Consider the following 17646-nt stretch of genomic DNA (forward strand, 5'->3'; position numbering starts at 1 on the left):
CGGCTGCCCATCACCAACGGCTGGCGCGAGCAGGCGTAGGACGGGGAAGGGCCCCGGCCCCCCACCGGGATCGGCCGGGGCCCCTGCGGCCCCGGCGGGCCCCCCGGGGGCGGCCCCGGCCCCTGCGCATGCCCATGCCCCCTGCCCGCGCCCAAAAGTGCGGGGGTGCGGAGTGCCTGGGCGGGAAGACGGTCACCCGTGGCTTTCTGCCCGTCGGGCAGCCAGGAGGAGGAGCAGGAATGTTGGTGAAGGGCCTGAAGGGTTTCCGGGGATTCATACTGCGCGGGAACGTGGTCGACCTGGCGGTCGGCATCGTGATCGGAGCGGCATTCACCGCCGTGGTCAACGGCTTCGTGAAGGCGTTCCTCACCCCGCTGGTCGGCTTGGCCGCCGGCGTACGGGGCAATTTCACCGCCCGGACCTTCAAGGTCGCGGGGACGGACTTCCCCTACGGCGGCTTCATCGACGCGGCCATCAGCTTCACCCTGGTCGCCGCCGCCCTGTACTTCCTCGTGGTGCTCCCCGTGAACAAGCTCCACGAACGGTTCGCGCCCCACCAGGACGTCCAGGCCGACAAGAAGGACTGCCCCGCCTGCCTGAGCCCCATCCCCGTCCGCGCACGACGCTGCGCGCACTGCACGGAGGAGCTCACCCCCGGCCCGGAAGCGCCCCAGTACCCCCATGAAGCGGCCGCCCCTGCGCGCGAGCGGGCGTAAGGCCGGTTGTTGCGGCCCGCTCAGGGGGCCGTCGGCAGCACGGGCGGTCCGGCTGGGCCGAGGTCCGCTCCACAGGGCTGACCGACGATCAGGGTCGCACCCCTGCCGGCTGCTCCGCCGGTACCCGGCGCGTCGGCACACCCGTCCCCGGCTGTTCGGCGACGTGGCTGCACGTGCTGCCGCCGCGGATCATCGGGATGCCCATCCGGCGCAGGAGGTCGCGGGCGGGGCGCGCGGCCGGCGTGCTGCGCCATGTCAGTCCCGGATGGCGGGAGCGGAGGTGGGACAGGGCCCTGGTGCCCAGGCCGGCGGAGCGGAAGCGGTCCTCGATCTCGACGCTGGTGATCACGGCTTCGGCGCAGCCACGGCAGATCCGGTAGCGGACCTGCCCCACGACCTTGCGGATGTGCACGAGGAGCAGGCACGACTCGTCGTTCCCGGTTGCGCGCGGATGGTGGGAGGACAGGAAGTCGATGTCGCGGTAGGCGAGGATCTTCCGGCGCAGGCGATCGGCGAGACGTACCCGGCGCGCGTGTCTGCTTCCCTCGGGCCGCGGGGGCCGCTCGGATGCCGCGGGGGCAGCGGTGGTGGGGGTGCTCGCGGGACGCGCGTGTTGTCCGGGCATGGACCTCGTGTGCCCGGCCGACGGCCCGTCATGCCGCCCGTTCTGATGTGCGGTTGCGTACCGCTGCGCGCCGCCCCGCGTCCTCGGCGCGGCAGGTCCGACGGGACGCGCTACGGGTACAGGGGCGCGATGTTCTTCCAGTACCGGTCCAGTTCGGCGTCGGTGTCCCCGAAGCCGGGGTCGTCCCCCGGTTCGAGCAGGGCCGCGTGCAGTTCGGCGACGCGCAGGTGTCCGGCGCGTACGGGGTCCGGAGCGGGAGCCGTACGCCGCCAGGGTGCACGGGCCGCGCTGGCGCCGTGTCCGGAGCGGCGGCGCGCCCGGGTGGTCCACCAGCGGGCTGCGAGAACGGCGGCAACGGTTGCCGCCGTGCCGGCCAGAGCGTGCGCTGAGGGGTGGGCGGGCACCGCTGCCTCCAGGAAGAGCCGGGGTCACAACTCGGGCCGGGCGGTGCCGGCCCCTGAGGGCCGGCACCGTCGCGTTCTAGCCGGGCCAGGTGCCCGTCACCCGTCGGGTGGCCACGGCACCCGAGCGGTCGACGGTGGCCTTCACCACGGCGAAGATCGCTCCCTGGATGGCCGCGGCGAGCAGGATCTGCCGCCAGGGCCGGTCCTCGTCCGTGGCGTTGGGGGCGTCGCCTTCACCCTCGACGACCTTCCAGGCCTGCTTGAACGCGGCGCCCGCGATCATGCCGCTGACGGCGCCGAGGACCAGGCCGACGGGCTTGTAGGCGATCTTGGCGGCCTTCACCGGCGGTGCCCCCGGCCACGGCGGATCAGCAGGAAGACGACCAGGACGGCCGCGGCAGCGACGAGCGGCTTGCGGTTGGCCCGGGCGAGTACCGCCGCCTGTCCGGCCTTGTCGCGGACCGACTCCGGGGTGTTCTCCGCGGCGTACTGCCCGGCCTGGGAAGCGGCCTCCTTCACCTGCGCCGCCGCCTGGGCCGTCTTCTCCAGGACGGGATCGGGCGTCTTGTCCTTCACCAGCTGGGCGGCCTGCCCGGCCTTCTCCCGGATCTGGTCGCTGACCAGCGAGGCCTTCTCGGCGGCCTGTTCCCTCACCGCGGCCGCCTTGTCCTTCGCCTGGGCCTTGACGTCCGTCTTGGCCGCCAGTGCCTCGACGGTCTGGCCGAGCTCTTCGCGGGTGCGCTCGACCTGGTCGCGCAGCTCCCCGGTGGAGGGGGGCTGAGGCGTCGGGGTACCGAGGGTCTCGTGGGCGTCGTGGGCGTCGTGGGGGTCGTTGGTCATCGCTGTGCCTTCTCCTTGATCTCGGCCAGGTCGGCCTTGAGGCTGTCGATGGTCTGCTCGGGCGCGGGAGTACCGGCCTTGGCGACCTGCTTCTTTCCGGAACGCGCCAGGACCGCGGAGCCGACGGCCAGTACCGCCGTCATGATGAGGGCAGAGGCCCATACCGGCAGGAGCAACGCGAGAGCGGCGACGCAGGTTGCTGCGAACGCCTGGGCTGCCAGGATGCCCGTGAGACCCGCGGCGCCGTACAGCCCGCCGCCCTTCCCGTAGCGCCTTCCCTTGTCGGCCATCTCCGCCCGCGCCAGCTGCATCTCCTCGCGGACCAGCTCGGAGATCTGGCGAGAAGCGCGCGAGACGAGTTCGCTCACCGAGCCGTCTGCGTCGGAGGCCTGTGGCGCGGGTGTGCTCATGAAGAGATCCACCTTCCGGATCGAGATGCGCGTGTCTCCCTCGGCGCGCTGCTACCCCGCAATCGCGCCGCCACCCGCCCGACGTGGCACGGTCCGCGCGCCTTGTCGTGGAGCTCGCACTCCACGGACACCGACCGGTCCGAGGCACTGCCGACCACGCCCTGTCCCCGGTGCGGAACAGCGTGCCGGTGTCGGGGAGTTCCAGGACCCGGGCCGGGATTAAGGGAGGGAAGGGGGATGCTCGCGGCCGGGCCGGCCCGCTACCCGTGGTCTTCGGCGCGTGGAGCCGCGGTGGTGGCGCTGTCCTGGGCTTCTTGTGCGCGTCGGGTGATGAGGCGGCGGAAGCCGTCCAGGGCGTACCGCTCTCCGGTGGCGGATCCGCGGCCGCGGATGCCGGCGACATCGGCCATCAGCTGCTGGGGCTGGGGCTGCCAGCCCACGACCATGACCCGCAGTCCCAGGCACTGCGCCCGCCGGTGCAGGTCGAGAAGGTGAAGGAGCCCCGCCGGGTCCATGGAGGCGACGCCGTGGAGGTCGACCATGAGGGTCCGGTCCTCGGCGGTGACGCGGTCGAGAGCCCGCTGGAGGACGGTGTCCGCATCATGGTCGAGGTGCCCGTCCGCGCTGAGCAGCACCGAGGTGCCGCAGGTCTGGATGTCCAGGGTGATCAAATGGGTTCTCCTCCGGCCGCCCACGGGCTTCCGGCGCCCGAGGGGTGCCCCATCCTGGCCTACCCGTCCGGCAGACAGGTGCCCGGCACGCGAGACCCCGACGACCTCCGTGTCCGAGCAGGGCGGGTCAACCCGGCAGGACGGGGACGTCGCGCCCGCCGCCGCAAGAGCGCCGGTCGCCTCGACGGACGACCTCACCGCGACCAGTGGCAGACGCCGGAACAGCGGAGCACCGACCCCTCGGGGGTGTCGTCCTCGGGACGCGACGCGGCGCTCCCGCCGGATACCGACGGGGCAGCAGGTCGTCATGTACGCCCGTATGTGTAGTTTCGTGCGGTTTCTTCCGGGGAAGCGAATGCCCATGGGTGACTACGACACTTCGATCATCGTGGCCGTCTCTCCGGCCAGGCTCTTCAGCTACCTCGCCGACGTGCAGAACCTTCCTGCCTACATGCCGCACCTGACGTCCGCCAAGCCCCACGGCGGCGACCGGGTCACCGTCACCGCTCACATCGAACCGCCCGGCCAACCCGAGCAGGACGTCAAGAGCGAGGCCTGGATCCACGTACGCGAAGAGGGCACCTCCCTGGAATGGGGCGCACCGGGACCGCACGACTACCGCGGCCGGCTCCACGTCGCCGCGGGGGACGACGCGAACCACTCCCGGCTCTCCGTGGAGCTGCACACCGAGCGCATCGAAGGCGAGCAGGTCATCGACGGCCTCGAAGAAGCACTGGATGGCATCAAATCCGCCGTCGAGGCAGCGGAAGCCGGGCGGTAGCCCGCTGCGCCGACCGGCATCCCGCCCGTTTCAGCGTCAGGAAGCCACCCGATCCGCGCGCGGGCGAGACGCCCCGTTGGCGGCGGCCCCCACCGCGCGGGAGCGGCTCCGGCCGCTGCATCCTTCGAAATGCTTCCAAGATCTCGGCATCGGCGGCCTCCGAACTGGTGTCACCAGGAAAGCGGAGGGGAATATTCCCTGCAGGCCAGGGTCGTGCGCACGGTGCCCCGCCGCGCCGTCCGGCCCGTGCGCTCGCGGGCAGCCGCTGGAAGCCGCCCCCGAGCAGGCCCGACGGGCGAGGAGAAGGACCATGACCGGGAGAATGACCGTGTACCACGTCTCGCCGTCCGGCGACCGGGCGGCCGCCGCGGGCGTGAAGTGGCAGGTCGAGGGCAGAGAAGGCCGTCGGCTGCTGCACGAACCGCACCGCACCCAGAAGGGCGCGATCGACGCAGCCCGCCGACACGCCAAGGAGCACGAGCCCGCGCAGATCATCGTCCACGCCCGCGACGGTCACGTCCGCACCGCGTACACCTACGGAGAGGCCCCTGCGACATCCCCCGACGAGCGCGGGCGCAAAGCAGGGGAACCCGGAGGCCTCCACTGAAGCCTCCCCCGCGGCCCTTCCCCACCCGACGCCCACGACGGAGCGCACCGCTCCGCGTCGGCGGCCTGCCGGCGGGCGCACCGTTCAGGAAGCGGGGCGCAGAGAGCGCAGACGGTCGGCGACGTCGAAGACGTTCAGGCGCAGGGCGCGGATGTCGTTGATGAGGTCGCGCCAGGGGTCGAAGGCGTCGTCCACGGTCTCGCCGGAGGCACGGACGTAGGCGATGGCGACGCCGTATCCGAAGTACTCGTTGCGAGCCGGCAGGGGGCGGAGGAGGACGATCTGCTCCAGGAGCGCTGCTGCCCGCCAGTACGCGTCCGGCTCGCTGGCGGCCAGAGCGGGGGTGTTCACGCGGTGGCGGGCGACGGCGGCGACCAGGCCCGAGTAGTCCTGGATCTCCAGGTCTTTGCCGAGGAGTTCTTCCTGCCGGTCCAGTAGCCACCGGATGTCGATGTGCAGTTCCAAGGGTCAGGCCGCCCGGCGCGCGCTCGCGGGAAGACCGCCGTACTCGGCGTCGAAGGCGTCGGCGATGCCCGGCCGGCCGACGGCTTCGCGGAAAGCGGCGGTGGCGCGGCCGAGGGCGAGCTGGTTCTCCTCCTCGATGGCGAGTTCGGCCAGGTACGCACGGACGCTCTTGCCGTGAGCGGCCGCGAGGACGGCGAGGCGGTCCCGGGTTTCGGAGTCGATCTTCACGGTCGTATCTGCCATGCCTCGAGTATGCACCCGTGAATACCTTTTTGAATACCCGGTGACGCCCGGGATCCGGACAGCACGGCGCGTGCCGTCGGCGGGCGGGGGGCTCGGCTCGGCCGAGCAGGGTCTTCAGCACTCCGACGCTCCGGCGCTCCGGCGCTCCGGCCGGAATGATCTGCCTATCATCAGGGCGCATTCATGCCGCCGGAGCCCTTAGGGAGCCAAGTCGGCGGCTGCACAGGCAACATGAGGGGGAAACAGAACCATGTGGCACGAAGGAAAGCGCCGAATATCCGTCGGCGTCGCGGCGTGCGCCGCCGCCCTGGTCGTGGGCGGGGTCCAGTTCCAGGCCAGCGCGTACGGCGCCGAGGTCACGGCAGCAGCGACGGCGACGCCCACCGCGAAGGCGCCCGCGCCCGTCGCCGCGTTCCACGAGGGGGACCACGGGTCCTCCCACAGCGACGGCAACGTCTTCGTGGACGGTGTCATGACGCTCGACGGTCCCCCGGCCGCGGAGCGGACGGAGAAGTCCGAGAACACCGCACCGGTCGATCCCGCCCCGCAGCCGCCCTCGGGCGAGGGGTGGAAGTCCGGTGGGCCCGGCAAGTGGGTGGCCACCGGCTACACGGTCAAGTTCTACGACCAGAAGTCCGCGGACTGGCTGGGCGGTTACGTCAAGGCGTCGGCCGCCGACCTCCAGCGGATCACCAACCTCCCGGTGAAGGTCGACACCGAGCCGGTCGGCTGGGACTACGTCCGCCCCAAGGGCGAGGTCGTCCTCGGCCTCCTGCACCGCCCGTGCAAGGTGCCCCCCGCCGGCAGCAACGAGCCGTGGACGATCGTCCGGGACGGCAGCGGCACACCGGGCTGGAGCTGCGGTTTCTACAGCTCCTCCCTGCCCGAGACCGCCACCAGCGGCCACGCCTACATCAACGACGAGTTCTTCACCGCCGACGGCAAGGCCACGGCCGGCATGACCGAGGCGGGCCTGCGCAACCACATCGCCCACGAACTCGGCCACACCTTCGGCTTCACCCACGCCGACCGCAGTGCGACGCGCGGCGACTGCGTCACGGGCACCGACGCCGGCCAGTCCCCGGTGATGTGCTCCGTCGTGACCGCGTACACGGACAAGCGCGCCGGGACGTACGTGCAGCAGTTCGACGCCCAGGGCATGCGGGTGCTCGCGGCCAACACGGGCCTGAAGCCGCCGCCGCAGGGCCGGGTCGGCGGCGTGGGCGGTACGTGCCTGGACGCCAAGAGCGGCAAGTCCGCCAACGGCACCGCGCTCCAGCTCTGGACGTGCAACGGCAGTGCCGCGCAGTCCTGGGTGCTCGGCGCCGACGGCACCTTCCGCGCGTTCGGCAAGTGCCTGGACAACGCAGGCAACGAGAACGTCAACGGCAACAAGGTCCAGCTCTACGACTGCAACGGCACCGCCGCCCAGAAGTGGTCCGTGAACGCCAAGGGCCAGATCGTGCACGTCGCCTCCGGCAAGGTCCTGGACGCCGCGAACGGCTCCTCGGCCAAGGGCACGGTCGTCCAGCTCTACACCGCCAACACGGGCAAGGGACAGCTCTGGACGGTCCCGAAGTAGCTCAGCCCGCAGGGAGGAAGCGCGCGGCCCCGGCCTGCCGGACCGGCACGAGGTGTCGCGCGTCTCCCCCGCCGGCCGTTTGCCGCACACCGACGGGGAACACGGGCCGTGAGGTGATCGATGGTGCCCAGACGGGGCGGGTGGGACGAGGTACGGCTGAAGGTCCGAGCGGCCGGTGCCGAAAGGGCCGGTTTCGTGCGGCGGGCCGCCAGGGGGCCGGGAGCCGAGCGGGACGATCTGGTCCTCGGGGCGAAGTCCGTGGTGGCGGCGATGGTCGCCTGGGTACTGGCGCGCTACCTGTTGCCGCCGACCGTGTCGACGTTCGCGCCGTTCACCGCCCTGGTGGCCCTGCAGGCGACGGTGTACCGGTCGGTGCGCGGCTGCGTCCAGTACCTGCTGGCCATGGCGGTGGGAGCCGCGCTCGCCGCGTCGCTGGCCGCGGTGGCGGGGATCCACGGCTGGACGTTCGGCCTGCTCACCCTGCTCGCGCTCTGGCTCGGCAGGATCCGGCGGTTCGGGGACCAGGGGACGCAGGTCGCCATCATCGGCTTCTTCGCGTTCTCCTCCGGGCAGGGGCGCATCGACTACATCGGGCACCTCGCCGCATCGGTCGTCATCGGCGCGCTGTGCGGGCTCGCCGCCCATCTCGTCCTCGCGCCCGCCCGCCACGTCCGTCACCGGCAGCAAGACGTCGCCGACCTCTACACCAGGATGAGCCGGCGCCTCACCGGCCTGGCCGAGATCTTCGGGGAAGACGACCCCGACGGCGAGCGGGTCCGGCAGTGGGGACGGGACTGGCGCAAGCTCGCAGCAGCCTGCGACCGCGTCGAGCGCACCATCGGGACCGAGATCGAGAACAGCCGACTCCACCCCCGCCCCGGCATCGCCAGCGCGGACTCCGCCCTGCCGCGGGCCCGCGACGCCCTCACCGTCGCCCAGCGCACCCTGGACCACCTCCGCTCCCTGACGCGCTCGCTCGACTACGCCCTGGACAGCGGAGAGATCAAGAACCTGCCGGACTCCTTCAGGACCGGCTTCGGCAGTCTGCTGCGCTCGACGGCCACAGCGATGCAGGAGATCGGCCAGACCTCCGGCACCGATTCCGGTCGCCTCTCGGACCTGCTCGACGACGCCGCAGCGAAGCTCGGCGCCGTGCAGCGGCAGCAACAGGAGGCCGCCGAAGCCTCACCGGAGGCGCGCTCGCTGCACGGCTCCCTCCTCACGGACGCCGGCCGCCTCCTCGCCGACCTCCGCTCGAGCCGCCAGCTCCTCGCCCCGAAAACCGTGCCGCATCCGGCGGCGTACGGGCCCTGACAGCGGCGTCCGTACGCACCGGTCCGCGCCCGCGGGGCCCGAGGCAGTGCCCTCTCCCGTTTCGGGCTGCGGCCGATGGCGGCGGATCACAGGTCGAGCATGGCCGTCCGCAAGCCGGTCAGGATGCGGGTCAGGAGACGCGAGACCTGCATCTGACTGATCCCGAGTTCGGCGCCGATCTCGGACTGCGACAGCTCCCGCCCGAACCGGAGGTACAGGATTTCGCGGTCCCGTTCGGGGAGGCGCTCCAGCAGGGGACCGAGGGCGTGGAGGTTCTCGAAGAGATCGATGGCCCGGGTGGTCTCCTCCGAGATCGGCTGACGGCCCAGGGCCTGCGCCGTGACGTTGTCCTCCTCCCCCGGCGCGGGCGGTTCGAGGGTCTCGGTCGAATAGCCGTTGGCCGCGACGAGCCCTTCGATCACCTCGTCCTCCTCCAGGTTCAGGTGGCCGGCCAACTCCCTGACCGTGGGGGCGCGGCCCAGCGTGGCGGCCATCGTGTCGCGCGCCTTCGCGAGCTCGACGCGCAGCTCCTGGAGCCGGCGGGGGACGCGGACCGCCCAGGTGGTGTCCCGGAAGTGCCGCTTCATCTCCCCGGTGATGTAGGGCAGGGCCAGAGAGGAGAACTCGACGCCGCGCTCGGGGTCGAACCGGTCGATCGCCTTGATCAGGCCGATGGTCCCGGCCTGGACGACGTCCTCCAGCTCCGTACCGGCGCCCGCGGGGGTTCCGGTCCTGCTGCGGAACGCCCTGCTGGCGAACTGGACCAGGGTCATGTTCATCTCGATGAGCGTGTTGCGGACGTACTGGTACTGCGGCGTGCCTTCGGAGAGGCCCGCCAGCCGCGCCAGAAACACCTTCGAGAGCTCTTTCGCCTCGAGCGGCGACACGCGCTGGGGGTTCTCGATGACCGGCAATGCGGCGTCGCCGTCCCGAAACCCCTGGTGGGATCCGCTCCCGAGCGGTGTGTACCGGGCGGGGGGTCCGGCTGCTGTGGTGGCCGTGGCGGCACAACCGGGCACGGTGGTTCCCTTCCTTCGGCTGCATGGCTGGAAACCAGAGCCTTCCCCCGCAGACCGGCCGGCGGCCGGGCCGCCCGCCCCCTCGTGCCGGGACTTCCGGGCCCGCGACGACGGACCAGCGGCCCTTGCGCCCGCCCTCGGAAGCGGTCCCGGCGGCCGCGGGCACCGGGCGGTGGGGCTCGCGACGGCAGGCCGAGGGCGCAGGGGCGCGCCCTGAGCACGGCTCTGCGTTCCGCCCGCGCCGCCCGGCTCCACCGCAGGACACGCAGTCCGCCCGCGCCGCACGCGCGGGCCGGGGCGCGGTGGTCGCGTTACGTTGTCGGCATGACGACGGAACCTGGCTCCCGACCGACGGACTCCGACGACGTGCGCGCGGCGCGGCTGGCCATCGAGGCATTCCTCGCGCGTACCGCCGGGGCGGACAGCGGGAGCACCGCCCGCCCGGCAGGTCGGGGATCCGGGACCGGGCAGCAGGATCGGCACACGACCGGGCGTGTCGCGGACCGGGTGGCGGAGCAGGTCGCCCGCGAGGCCTGGGACGCCGTGCAGGACGCCACCCCGCCGGCGCCGGACCCGGAGGCCGACAGCGGCCCGGCGCAGGCGCACCGCCCCTCCCCCGAGCTCGCCGAGAGGCACCGCCGGGCCGTCTCCATCGCACGCGGACTCCTGGAGCTCGGCTACCCCCTCGACGAGGTACTGCGACCCGGCCCGGACATGGCAGCCGGTTAGGCCGGTCCGGCGCGGCTACGGGGTGAAGCAGCTCGTGTCCCGGGACGGCAGGACGCCGTCGATCAGGTAACGGTTCACGGCACGGTCGACGCACGTGTTCCGCGGGGCGAAAAGTCCCGCGTAGACGGTGTGGTGGAAGGCACCGCGGAGCGTGACCAGCCGGGATCCTGCGAGGGCCCGGTGCGCATGCCGTTGGCCCTCGTAGGTGGCCGCCGGATCGCCGTCCGCGCCGACCATCAGGACCGGCACGTCATTGCGGACCCGGGTGGGCGGCTCGGCCGGAGCGGCCGGCCAGAACGAGCAGGGAGTGAGGTTGTAGATCAAGGAGCCGAACACGGGCTCGTCCGCTCGGTGGGCCCGGATGGCGCGATAGTAGGTCTCGGGGTCGCGGGAGGCCTCCCGATCCGCGCACAGTACCGCCGTCTGCACGGCGGCGGTTCCGCCGGCGTCAGGGGAGTTCAGGCCGGTCAGGACTGCTTCGAGAAGAGGCGTCGGGGAGACGTCGAGGCCGCGTGCGGCGTCGACGAGCACACGCACCATCGCGGCGAAGTCGCCGTACGTCGTCTCGTCGTCCCCGGCCGAGACGCTCCACAGCACCTGGGGCAGCGTCCGGCTGTCCACCTGATGGCCGCCGACCCGCAGCGGGCCCCGGTCGACGGTCGACCCGATGCCGCGTACCGAGGCCAGCACGTCCGCAGCCGTGGCGCCCAGCCGGTACCGGTCGTGCCGGCGGGCCGCCCAGACCGCCCAGTTCTCCAGGGCGGCGGCCATGGCCGGCCCCTGGGTGTTCGTCAGGTCGGGCCCGAAGCGGTCGGGGTCCAGAGCGCTGTCGAGGACTGCGCGGTCCACACGGCGGGGGAACATCTGGAGGTACACCTGTCCCAGATAGGAGCCGTACGAGGAGCCGACGTAGGACAGCCGCTGTTCTCCGAGCAGGGCCCGCACCGTGTCCATGTCCCGTGCCGTGTTCCGGGTGGAGGCGTGCGGCAGTACCTCGCGGTGGCGGGCGCAGTTCGAGGCCAGGTCCCGGGAGAGCGCCGCACTGCGCTCGAACCCCTCCCGGTCCGGCCCGGCGGCACCGGGGCCGGGCAGGGACCACTGGCAGTCCAGGGGGGTGCTCCGCCCGACGAAGCGGGGGTCCATCCCGATCACGTCGTAGCGGGCACCGACCGTGGGCTCGGCCTGCCGGAACTTGAGCGCGAGGTACAGGGCGGGCACGCCGGGGCCGCCGGGGTTGTAGAACAGAACCCCCCGCCGCTGTCCCGGTCCGGTGGCCTTCAGCCGTGACAGCGCCACTTTGACGGTGGGGCCGCCCGGACGGTCGTAGTCCAGCGGCACCGTGACCTCGGCGCACTGGGCGCCGGCCTCGTCCAGTTCCGCGCCTTCCACGTCCGCCGACGAAGTCTGGCAGCGCTGCCATGTGACGCTCTGGCGCAGTAAGGAGGCGGGCGCGACCTCCCCCGACAGGCCGCCCACCCCGCTACCGGCAGCGGGTTGCGCCCCCAGCACGGCGAGGCTCGCCCACGCCACCAGTCCGGCCCCGACCCTGGCCCCCACACGTCCACGCACCCTGGACTCCCCTCCTCCGCCGCCCACCACGGCGTGCCGCGGCACGCCGTCGAAGCTATGCGGGGGCCGGGTGCGAAAGCGTCATCCTGTGGTCTGATCACCGCGCCGGCCGCCGCCGAGTCCCCTTGCGTACGCTCCGCCGCGAATGACGAGCCGTCAGGTCTACGCCGCGATGCGGCAGGTCCGGCGCTCCGACCTGCCCGACACCGCCTCGGCGCCCCGGCGCCCCCGGCTGCCACACCTGAGCTCAGGGAGTCGCGGGCATGGCGGTGCGGGGGCCGTGCCAGTCCAGGCACAGCACGGTCGCGTCGTCTCTCGGCGGCAGGCCGTCGTAGGCGTCGGTGACCGCACCGACCAGAGCGCGCACGACCTCACGGGGATGCTCGCCCGCGGTGTTGTGGAGGAGGCCGGGCAGGCCGACCGTTTCGGCCTCCCGGTCCTGCATGCCGTCGGTGTGGAGGAGGAGGCGGTCGCCGGGCTGGAGGTCGAGGTCCTGGACCTGATAGATGCCCTGGTGGTGGCCGAAGCCGAAGGGCATGTCCACGGCCAGGGCGAGTTCGGTGACCGTGCCGTCGCGCAGTCGCAGCGGCTTGGGGTGGCCGGCGTTGACGAGACGGGCGCCGCTTCCGTCGAGGGCGATGCGCAGCATTTGCCCGGTGACGAAGGTGCGGTGGCCGTGGTCGAGGAGGGCCTGGTGGCTCTGGCGGGCCTGTTCGGCGAGGTCTTCTCCGGCTCGGCGGGCGCCGCGGGACGCGTTGACCAGGAGGGTCGCCATCAGCGAGGCGTGGACGTCGTGGCCCATGGCGTCGGTAATGGACAGGTGCAGGGTGTCGTGGTCGAGGCTGTAGTCGTAGGTGTCGCCGGCGATGGTGGCCGCCGGGACCAGCGCTCCGGCGAGGGTGAACTGCGGGGCTTCGCACGCGGCGGCGGACGGCAGGAGCTGGCGCTGGATCTCGGCGGCGACGCTGACGGTGGTGGTGCGGTTGCCCCAGTGGTAGAGGTCGGTGAACCGGCGGTCGGTGACGATGATGTACGCCAGCGCGTGCGCGGCGTCCTCCACCTGCACGAGGACGTCGTCGGTGACGTCGGTGAGGAACAGCTCCAGGACACCGATGGTGTCGCCGCGGTTCGTCACCGGGGCCAGGACCCGCTGCCCGTCATCGCCGGTAGGAGCCCGCACCAGGTGCTGCGTGCGCAGGACCTCGTCGTAGATGCTGCTGTCGACGAGGGGGATCCGCTCGGCGCGATCGTCCGGATGCGCGCCCTCCGTGTCGTGGACGCGCAGCATGCGCCGGCCCACGATGTCGATGAACAGGAACGATACGTATCGGGCACCGAACCGGTCCCGCAGGTTCCGCGCGACGATGTTGAGGGAGTCCACCGGCGCAGCCGCCTCCGCCGCGGCCAGCACATCAGCCAGCCCGAACCGATCGTCCGCCACCGCAGCCTCCACAAGATCCACACCTCACGAGCCGACCCCGCAAGTGTCCCAGTCCTCCCCGGGCCGGACTGAGCCCCGTGCGACTCCTCCACGGGACGCGACGCAGACAGCGCTGGCGCAGGCGACCCGCCGCGGGGCCCGTTCGTCCAGGGGTCCAGCAGTACCCTTTCCGCTGCCCGCAGGACCACGGGCGCGCCGTACGGCGGAGGGCCGCCACCCGCGCGGGGTGACGTCCCTCAGACCTGTCGGCCCGTCTACGGGCTGTGCTGCGGACCCGGGGGCTGCGGTCATGACCATGAGCCGCTGGTCGGGGTCGGTGGCGCGGGAGAGGATCTCCCCGTCGAGCGGGAGGTCTGAGGGTCAGGCGGACACCAGGAGCGAGGTGACCGTGTTGATGGTCAGCGACGACGTGGGTGCGCCCGGTGCGGCGGCCAGACCGAGGGTCGGGAACCGGGTGAAGAGGGCTGAGAGAGCGGTGCGGAGCTGGAGACGGGCCAGCGGGGCGCCCAGGCAGAAGTGCGGGCCGCGGCCGAAGGCAAGGTGGGGGCCGACGCCGCCCCTGAGGCGGAAGACGCCGCCGCCCTCGCGGGAGGGGTCACGGTTCGCCGCCGAGTAGCAGAGCAGCAGCGCGTCTCCCCCTCTGATGTGCTGTCCGCCCAAGGTCACGTCCTGGCGGGGGAAGGCGAAGGGCAGGGCGAAGACGCCGGCGTCATAGCGCAGGGCTTCTTCGACCACCTCGTCCCAGGCTACCGTCCCCTCCAGGGCGCGGTCCCGCTCGTGCGGGTGCTCCAGCAGAGCGCGCACCGCGTTGACGAGGGCGGCCACCGTCGTGTCGAAGCCGGCCGCGAGGAAGAGCCAGAGGGTGTCCCGGGCCTCTTGGCGGCTGAGTCCGTCGCCGGTGTCGGCCGGCTCCTTGAGCGCTGCGACCAGTCCGTCCTCCTCCCCGGGCGCGGGCGGGCGTTCCAGAAGGTGGTCGAGGTAGGCGCGGATCTCGGCGCTCAGCTGCTGTGACTCCTGGGGGGTGAGGGCCGCGCGGGACAGTGCGCGGAAGACCAGGGAGGTGGCCCGGGGCCGTTCCTCTTCTGGGACGGCGAGCAGCGAGCACAGGACGTCGAGGGCGAGCGGCAGGGCGAACTCCGCGCGCAGGTCGACCGGCCGGCCGGCCGGGTCGATTCCGTCGAGGAGCCGTGCGACGGCGTCGGTCACCTTGGGGACGAGCATCTTGACGCGGCGCGGCGCGAACGCGCCGGCCGCCACCCGTCGCAGCCGGCTGTGGTCCGCACCGTCCGCCGTCAGCATCCACTGCCGGCTGAGGTGGTCGGTCATCGGCCAGTCCGCGGGGATCTCGCCGTCCCGCAGCGCCCGCCAGTGCCGCGGGGAGCGGGCGTAGAGGGGCTGGGTGAGGACCGCCTCCAGTTCGGCGTAGCCGACGATCGCCCAGCAGTCCACTCCGCCGGGCCAGCGGGCCGGGACGACGCTGCCGTGGGCGTGCAGGAGGCCCGCCTGTTCCCGGAGGTCCATGTGCGGGTCGAGGGTGATGCGTTCCAGCCCGATGGGATGCCTCCGACAAGGGTGAGGGTGAGGGTGAGGGTGAGGGTGAGGTGTGCGCGGGGGGATGGCGGGGGTCAGGGGATCAGGACCGCTTTGACGACCTCGCCGCTCGACACGTCCCGTTCCGCTTGCTCGATCTCGTCGAGGCGGTAGCGGCGGATCAGCCGGTCGAAGGGGAAGCGGCCCTGCTGCCACAGGGCGATCAGGTGCGGTACGAACAGCTGGGGTACGGCGTCGCCCTCGATGATGCCCTTGATCGTGCGGCCGGCCGCGATGAGCAGCGGGTCCACGGTCAGGTCGCCCTGCTGGACGCCGACCAGGCCGCACGATCCGTGGCTGTGCAGCGAGCGGACGAGCGCGGTGATGACCGGTGGCAGGCCGGTCGTGTCCACGGCGTGGTCGGCGCCGCCGCCGGTGATCTCCCCGATCTCCTCGGCGAGGGTGTGGGAGTGTCCGTCGAGGGTGTGGGTCGCACCGAGTTCCTCGGCCAGCTTGCGCCGGGCGGGCAGGACGTCGACGGCGACGATGACGGTGGCGCCGACGGTGCGGGCGGCCATCACCGCCGCCAGGCCGACCGCGCCGACCCCGGCCACCACGACGCTGGAGCCGGCGCGTACGCCGAGGGAGTTGATGACGGTGCCCGCCCCGGTCTGGAAGCCGCAGCCGAGCGGCCCCAGGAGCTCCAGCGGCAGTTCCCGGGACACCGGGACGAGGGCGCGTACGGGGACCACGGCGTGCGTGGCGAAGGAGGACTGCCCGAACCAGTGCGCGGACACCTCCCCGCCCCGGCCGTCGCGGGCCACGCCCGTACCGTCCGCGCGCCGGCCGGTGAGATTGCGGGAGAAGAAGGTCGTGCAGGCGGCCGGACGGGCGGCCAGGCAGGCTCGGCAGGCGCCGCAGGAGTCGAAGGACATGACCACGTGATCGCCCGCGGACACCGGGTGGGCTCCCGGACCGGTCGCCAGGACGGTGCCGGCCCCCTCGTGGCCGGCGATGAGCGGCAGGGCGACGCCGAGCCGGTCGGTGCGCGGCAGGAGGTCGGTGTGACAGAAGCCGGTTCCCGCGACCTGGACCAGGGCCTCGCCGGGGCCGGGCCCGTCCAGCGTCACGTCCTCGACGCGGAAGGGCATCGTACGGGAGCGCAGCACCGCGGCCCGGGCCGGTACCGGCTGCCTGCGGGCGGCCGTCACAGCTTGGCCCTCGTGCCATCCCGGAAGTCGTCCGCCCACACGTCTCCGTACAGCCAGTTCCCGGGGGCGTCCGGGTCCGGACTGGTGTAGAACTCGCGGTGCGCGCGCAGGACGTCTGCCATCGGCAGGCCGGCGTCTTCGTCCCGCAGGCCCATGTGGGCGGCTGCGAGGCGGATGTTGGCGTCGGGGGTGCCCATGCCGCGCTGGAACGCGGCGAACTCCGGGAGTCGCACGATGCCGTCGTCGTCGCGGTCCACGGCCGCCCACACGGATTCGCCCACGGGCCTGAAGTACCTGTCGTAGTCGGCCATTCCGCCGGCCAGGGCCTTGGCCATGGCCTCGCGCCATTCGTCGGGGGTGACCTGGTGGTCGGGAGCCCAGCCGGTGACGGAGGTCATGTGGTCGCAGAAGGCCTGGGAGGCGGCGTGCACGGCGCGGGCTTTCGGGCTGCCGAGCGGTTCGTGGACGTAGATGAGGATGCGGGTGAAGAGGATCGACACGTCGGCGAGTTCGATCAGGGCGTCCTGGTCGCGGTCGGCGTGCGCGAAGCACACGTCGACCTTCCGCTCGATCAGCCGGGAGGCGAGGTCATGAGGAGTGGGCATGAAGGTTTCTTTCCGGGGAGGGCGAGAAGCCGGGCAGCGGGGCGGGGACCGGTCGGCGGGTCAGAGCCGAGGGGGCGGTGAGCGCGCTCACCAGGGGGACGAGGGTGTGCCGGTCCGCGAGAGTCCAGTCCCTGCTGCGGGCGAGCGCGCGCAGGGCGTCCTCCGGCTCGAAGGCGACCGGATGTCCGACTGCCCCGAGCAGTACCCGGTCGGAGGCGCTGTTGCCGACGGCCAGGGCTGCGCGCGGGTCGGCGCCGAGCCGGCCGGCCAGTGCCCGCAGCAGCTCGGCCTTGGCCTCGGGGACGGCCGGCAAGGTCAGGAACCGCCGCGTGTAGGCGCCGTCGGCGCCGGTCGCGAGGCGCATGCCGACGCCGTGGGCGATGCCCAGCTCTGCGGCCAGCCGGTCGACCATCTCCTGGGGGCTGCCGGACAGCAGTACCACCGTGAAGCCGTTGCGCCGCAGGTTCTCCACCAGAGGGACGGTGGACTCCAGCAGCCGGTGGCGCACCCGACGCCAGGCCGCGTGGGACGCGCGTACGGCGTCGTCGTGCCGTACGCCTTCCACGGCGCGGGCGTACGCGTCGCTCGCGCGGCCGGTCGTGTCGCGGAACCGGGCGCCCGCGTCGCGGTGCTCGCTCATGGTCGCGCGCACGTGCCGGACGGCGTCGGTGCCGACCAGGCCGGACGAGGACAGTTCGTCGAGGAGGGAGAAGCCGAGGGTCCCCTCGTAGAGGGTGCCGTCGACATCGAGTGCCGCTAAGTTCATGGAACCTTCCGGTGGCCCGCCCCCGCGAGGTGAGGCGCTGGGTCCTGCCGGGGGCGGGGGCACGTCAGGGCCGGCGGGCGGGGGCTCGGCCCGGGCGCCCGCCGGCACCTGTCGTCAG

21 protein-coding genes are annotated in these 17646 nt (G+C 72.7%); 6 read left to right on the plus strand and 15 right to left on the minus strand.

Annotated elements, in window-relative coordinates; translation table 11 throughout:
• Positions 1-239 precede the first annotated feature (239 nt).
• Positions 240-716, plus strand: a complete 477-nt coding sequence (gene mscL / locus ACZ6S8_RS19135) for a large conductance mechanosensitive channel protein MscL (RefSeq protein ID WP_469457181.1) — start codon at positions 240-242, stop codon at positions 714-716.
• 88 nt (positions 717-804) lie between these two features.
• On the opposite strand, the gene ACZ6S8_RS19140 is transcribed toward mscL, so the two are convergent.
• The 6 genes from ACZ6S8_RS19140 to ACZ6S8_RS19165 form a co-directional block, all read right to left on the minus strand.
• On the minus strand, positions 805-1341 hold the full coding sequence (locus ACZ6S8_RS19140; protein ID WP_469457183.1) for a GNAT family protein: 537 nt from the start codon (positions 1339-1341) through the stop codon (positions 805-807).
• 110 nt (positions 1342-1451) lie between these two features.
• Positions 1452-1745 carry a hypothetical protein gene (locus tag ACZ6S8_RS19145; protein WP_469457185.1) on the minus strand — a complete coding sequence of 98 codons (294 nt, stop codon included), beginning with the start codon at positions 1743-1745 and terminating at the stop codon, positions 1452-1454.
• 76 nt (positions 1746-1821) lie between these two features.
• Entirely contained in the window at positions 1822-2088 is a 267-nt protein-coding gene (locus ACZ6S8_RS19150) for a DUF4235 domain-containing protein (protein ID WP_469457187.1), read from the minus strand.
• Positions 2085-2585, minus strand: coding sequence for a DUF3618 domain-containing protein (locus tag ACZ6S8_RS19155; protein ID WP_469457189.1), 501 nt, complete (start codon positions 2583-2585; stop codon positions 2085-2087). Before ACZ6S8_RS19155 ends, ACZ6S8_RS19150 begins: the two co-directional genes overlap by 4 nt.
• A complete protein-coding gene (locus ACZ6S8_RS19160; RefSeq protein WP_469457191.1) occupies positions 2582-2995 on the minus strand; it encodes a phage holin family protein in 414 nt (137 codons plus the stop codon). The genes ACZ6S8_RS19155 and ACZ6S8_RS19160 overlap by 4 nt, the downstream gene beginning before the upstream one ends.
• 260 nt (positions 2996-3255) lie before the next feature.
• Positions 3256-3666, minus strand: coding sequence for an STAS domain-containing protein (locus ACZ6S8_RS19165; RefSeq protein ID WP_469457193.1), 411 nt, complete (start codon positions 3664-3666; stop codon positions 3256-3258).
• Positions 3667-4027: 361 nt separating this feature from the next.
• On the opposite strand from ACZ6S8_RS19165, the gene ACZ6S8_RS19170 reads away from it, so the two are divergent.
• The gene (locus ACZ6S8_RS19170; RefSeq protein ID WP_469457195.1) at positions 4028-4447 is read left to right on the plus strand and encodes an SRPBCC family protein; all 420 of its coding nucleotides are present in this window, start codon (positions 4028-4030) and stop codon (positions 4445-4447) included.
• A gap of 310 nt (positions 4448-4757) precedes the next feature.
• Complete coding sequence (locus ACZ6S8_RS19175; RefSeq protein ID WP_469457197.1) at positions 4758-5054, plus strand: DUF2188 domain-containing protein; 297 nt, start codon at positions 4758-4760, stop codon at positions 5052-5054.
• 84 nt (positions 5055-5138) lie between these two features.
• Here ACZ6S8_RS19175 and ACZ6S8_RS19180 read toward each other — a convergent pair whose 3' ends face one another.
• Both ACZ6S8_RS19180 and ACZ6S8_RS19185 read right to left on the minus strand, forming a co-directional pair.
• On the minus strand, positions 5139-5519 hold the full coding sequence (locus ACZ6S8_RS19180; RefSeq protein ID WP_469457198.1) for a toxin Doc: 381 nt from the start codon (positions 5517-5519) through the stop codon (positions 5139-5141).
• Positions 5520-5522: 3 nt separating this feature from the next.
• On the minus strand, positions 5523-5762 hold the full coding sequence (locus ACZ6S8_RS19185; protein ID WP_469457200.1) for an antitoxin MazE7: 240 nt from the start codon (positions 5760-5762) through the stop codon (positions 5523-5525).
• A gap of 250 nt (positions 5763-6012) precedes the next feature.
• On the opposite strand from ACZ6S8_RS19185, the gene ACZ6S8_RS19190 reads away from it, so the two are divergent.
• Positions 6013-7344 carry a ricin-type beta-trefoil lectin domain protein gene (locus ACZ6S8_RS19190; protein WP_469457203.1) on the plus strand — a complete coding sequence of 444 codons (1332 nt, stop codon included), beginning with the start codon at positions 6013-6015 and terminating at the stop codon, positions 7342-7344.
• A gap of 120 nt (positions 7345-7464) precedes the next feature.
• Positions 7465-8658, plus strand: a complete 1194-nt coding sequence (locus ACZ6S8_RS19195; RefSeq protein WP_469457205.1) for an aromatic acid exporter family protein — start codon at positions 7465-7467, stop codon at positions 8656-8658.
• A gap of 86 nt (positions 8659-8744) precedes the next feature.
• Here ACZ6S8_RS19195 and ACZ6S8_RS19200 read toward each other — a convergent pair whose 3' ends face one another.
• Positions 8745-9545 carry a SigB/SigF/SigG family RNA polymerase sigma factor gene (locus tag ACZ6S8_RS19200; protein ID WP_469457207.1) on the minus strand — a complete coding sequence of 267 codons (801 nt, stop codon included), beginning with the start codon at positions 9543-9545 and terminating at the stop codon, positions 8745-8747.
• A gap of 456 nt (positions 9546-10001) precedes the next feature.
• Between ACZ6S8_RS19200 and ACZ6S8_RS19205 the strand changes: the two genes are divergently transcribed.
• Complete coding sequence (locus ACZ6S8_RS19205) at positions 10002-10406, plus strand: hypothetical protein (protein ID WP_469457209.1); 405 nt, start codon at positions 10002-10004, stop codon at positions 10404-10406.
• 15 nt (positions 10407-10421) lie between these two features.
• On the opposite strand, the gene ACZ6S8_RS19210 is transcribed toward ACZ6S8_RS19205, so the two are convergent.
• The 6 genes from ACZ6S8_RS19210 to ACZ6S8_RS19235 all read right to left on the minus strand — a co-directional run bounded on the left by ACZ6S8_RS19210 (position 10422) and on the right by ACZ6S8_RS19235 (position 17528).
• A complete protein-coding gene (locus ACZ6S8_RS19210; protein ID WP_469457211.1) occupies positions 10422-11975 on the minus strand; it encodes an alpha/beta fold hydrolase in 1554 nt (517 codons plus the stop codon).
• Between the two features lie 247 nt (positions 11976-12222).
• Complete coding sequence (locus ACZ6S8_RS19215; protein WP_469457213.1) at positions 12223-13416, minus strand: PP2C family protein-serine/threonine phosphatase; 1194 nt, start codon at positions 13414-13416, stop codon at positions 12223-12225.
• A 360-nt stretch (positions 13417-13776) separates the two neighbouring features.
• Positions 13777-14937, minus strand: a complete 1161-nt coding sequence (locus ACZ6S8_RS19220) for a cytochrome P450 (protein ID WP_469457215.1) — start codon at positions 14935-14937, stop codon at positions 13777-13779.
• A 104-nt stretch (positions 14938-15041) separates the two neighbouring features.
• Complete coding sequence (locus tag ACZ6S8_RS19225; protein ID WP_469457455.1) at positions 15042-16097, minus strand: NAD(P)-dependent alcohol dehydrogenase; 1056 nt, start codon at positions 16095-16097, stop codon at positions 15042-15044.
• A 56-nt stretch (positions 16098-16153) separates the two neighbouring features.
• The gene (locus tag ACZ6S8_RS19230; protein WP_469457217.1) at positions 16154-16762 is read right to left on the minus strand and encodes an EF-hand domain-containing protein; all 609 of its coding nucleotides are present in this window, start codon (positions 16760-16762) and stop codon (positions 16154-16156) included.
• Positions 16746-17528: an HAD family hydrolase gene (locus tag ACZ6S8_RS19235; RefSeq protein ID WP_469457219.1), complete on the minus strand. Its 783-nt coding sequence runs from the start codon at positions 17526-17528 to the stop codon at positions 16746-16748. Before ACZ6S8_RS19235 ends, ACZ6S8_RS19230 begins: the two co-directional genes overlap by 17 nt.
• Between the last annotated feature and the right edge of the window lie 118 nt (positions 17529-17646).

It is taken from the genome of Streptomyces sp. NPDC048461, assembly GCF_055587105.1.

Excerpts from the sequence above, each read along its gene's own strand:
- mscL (WP_469457181.1), top strand. The coding sequence starts at position 240 with ATGTTGGTGAAGGGCCTGAAGGGTTTCCGGGGATTCATACTGCGCGGG.
- ACZ6S8_RS19140 (WP_469457183.1), bottom strand. The coding sequence starts at position 1,341 with ATGCCCGGACAACACGCGCGTCCCGCGAGCACCCCCACCACCGCTGCC.
- ACZ6S8_RS19155 (WP_469457189.1), bottom strand. The coding sequence starts at position 2,585 with ATGACCAACGACCCCCACGACGCCCACGACGCCCACGAGACCCTCGGT.
- ACZ6S8_RS19160 (WP_469457191.1), bottom strand. The coding sequence starts at position 2,995 with ATGAGCACACCCGCGCCACAGGCCTCCGACGCAGACGGCTCGGTGAGC.
- ACZ6S8_RS19170 (WP_469457195.1), top strand. The coding sequence starts at position 4,028 with ATGGGTGACTACGACACTTCGATCATCGTGGCCGTCTCTCCGGCCAGG.
- ACZ6S8_RS19175 (WP_469457197.1), top strand. The coding sequence starts at position 4,758 with ATGACCGGGAGAATGACCGTGTACCACGTCTCGCCGTCCGGCGACCGG.
- ACZ6S8_RS19185 (WP_469457200.1), bottom strand. The coding sequence starts at position 5,762 with ATGGCAGATACGACCGTGAAGATCGACTCCGAAACCCGGGACCGCCTC.
- ACZ6S8_RS19190 (WP_469457203.1), top strand. The coding sequence starts at position 6,013 with ATGTGGCACGAAGGAAAGCGCCGAATATCCGTCGGCGTCGCGGCGTGC.
- ACZ6S8_RS19195 (WP_469457205.1), top strand. The coding sequence starts at position 7,465 with ATGGTGCCCAGACGGGGCGGGTGGGACGAGGTACGGCTGAAGGTCCGA.
- ACZ6S8_RS19205 (WP_469457209.1), top strand. The coding sequence starts at position 10,002 with ATGACGACGGAACCTGGCTCCCGACCGACGGACTCCGACGACGTGCGC.
- ACZ6S8_RS19220 (WP_469457215.1), bottom strand. The coding sequence starts at position 14,937 with ATGGACCTCCGGGAACAGGCGGGCCTCCTGCACGCCCACGGCAGCGTC.
- ACZ6S8_RS19225 (WP_469457455.1), bottom strand. The coding sequence starts at position 16,097 with ATGCCCTTCCGCGTCGAGGACGTGACGCTGGACGGGCCCGGCCCCGGC.
- ACZ6S8_RS19230 (WP_469457217.1), bottom strand. The coding sequence starts at position 16,762 with ATGCCCACTCCTCATGACCTCGCCTCCCGGCTGATCGAGCGGAAGGTC.
- ACZ6S8_RS19235 (WP_469457219.1), bottom strand. The coding sequence starts at position 17,528 with ATGAACTTAGCGGCACTCGATGTCGACGGCACCCTCTACGAGGGGACC.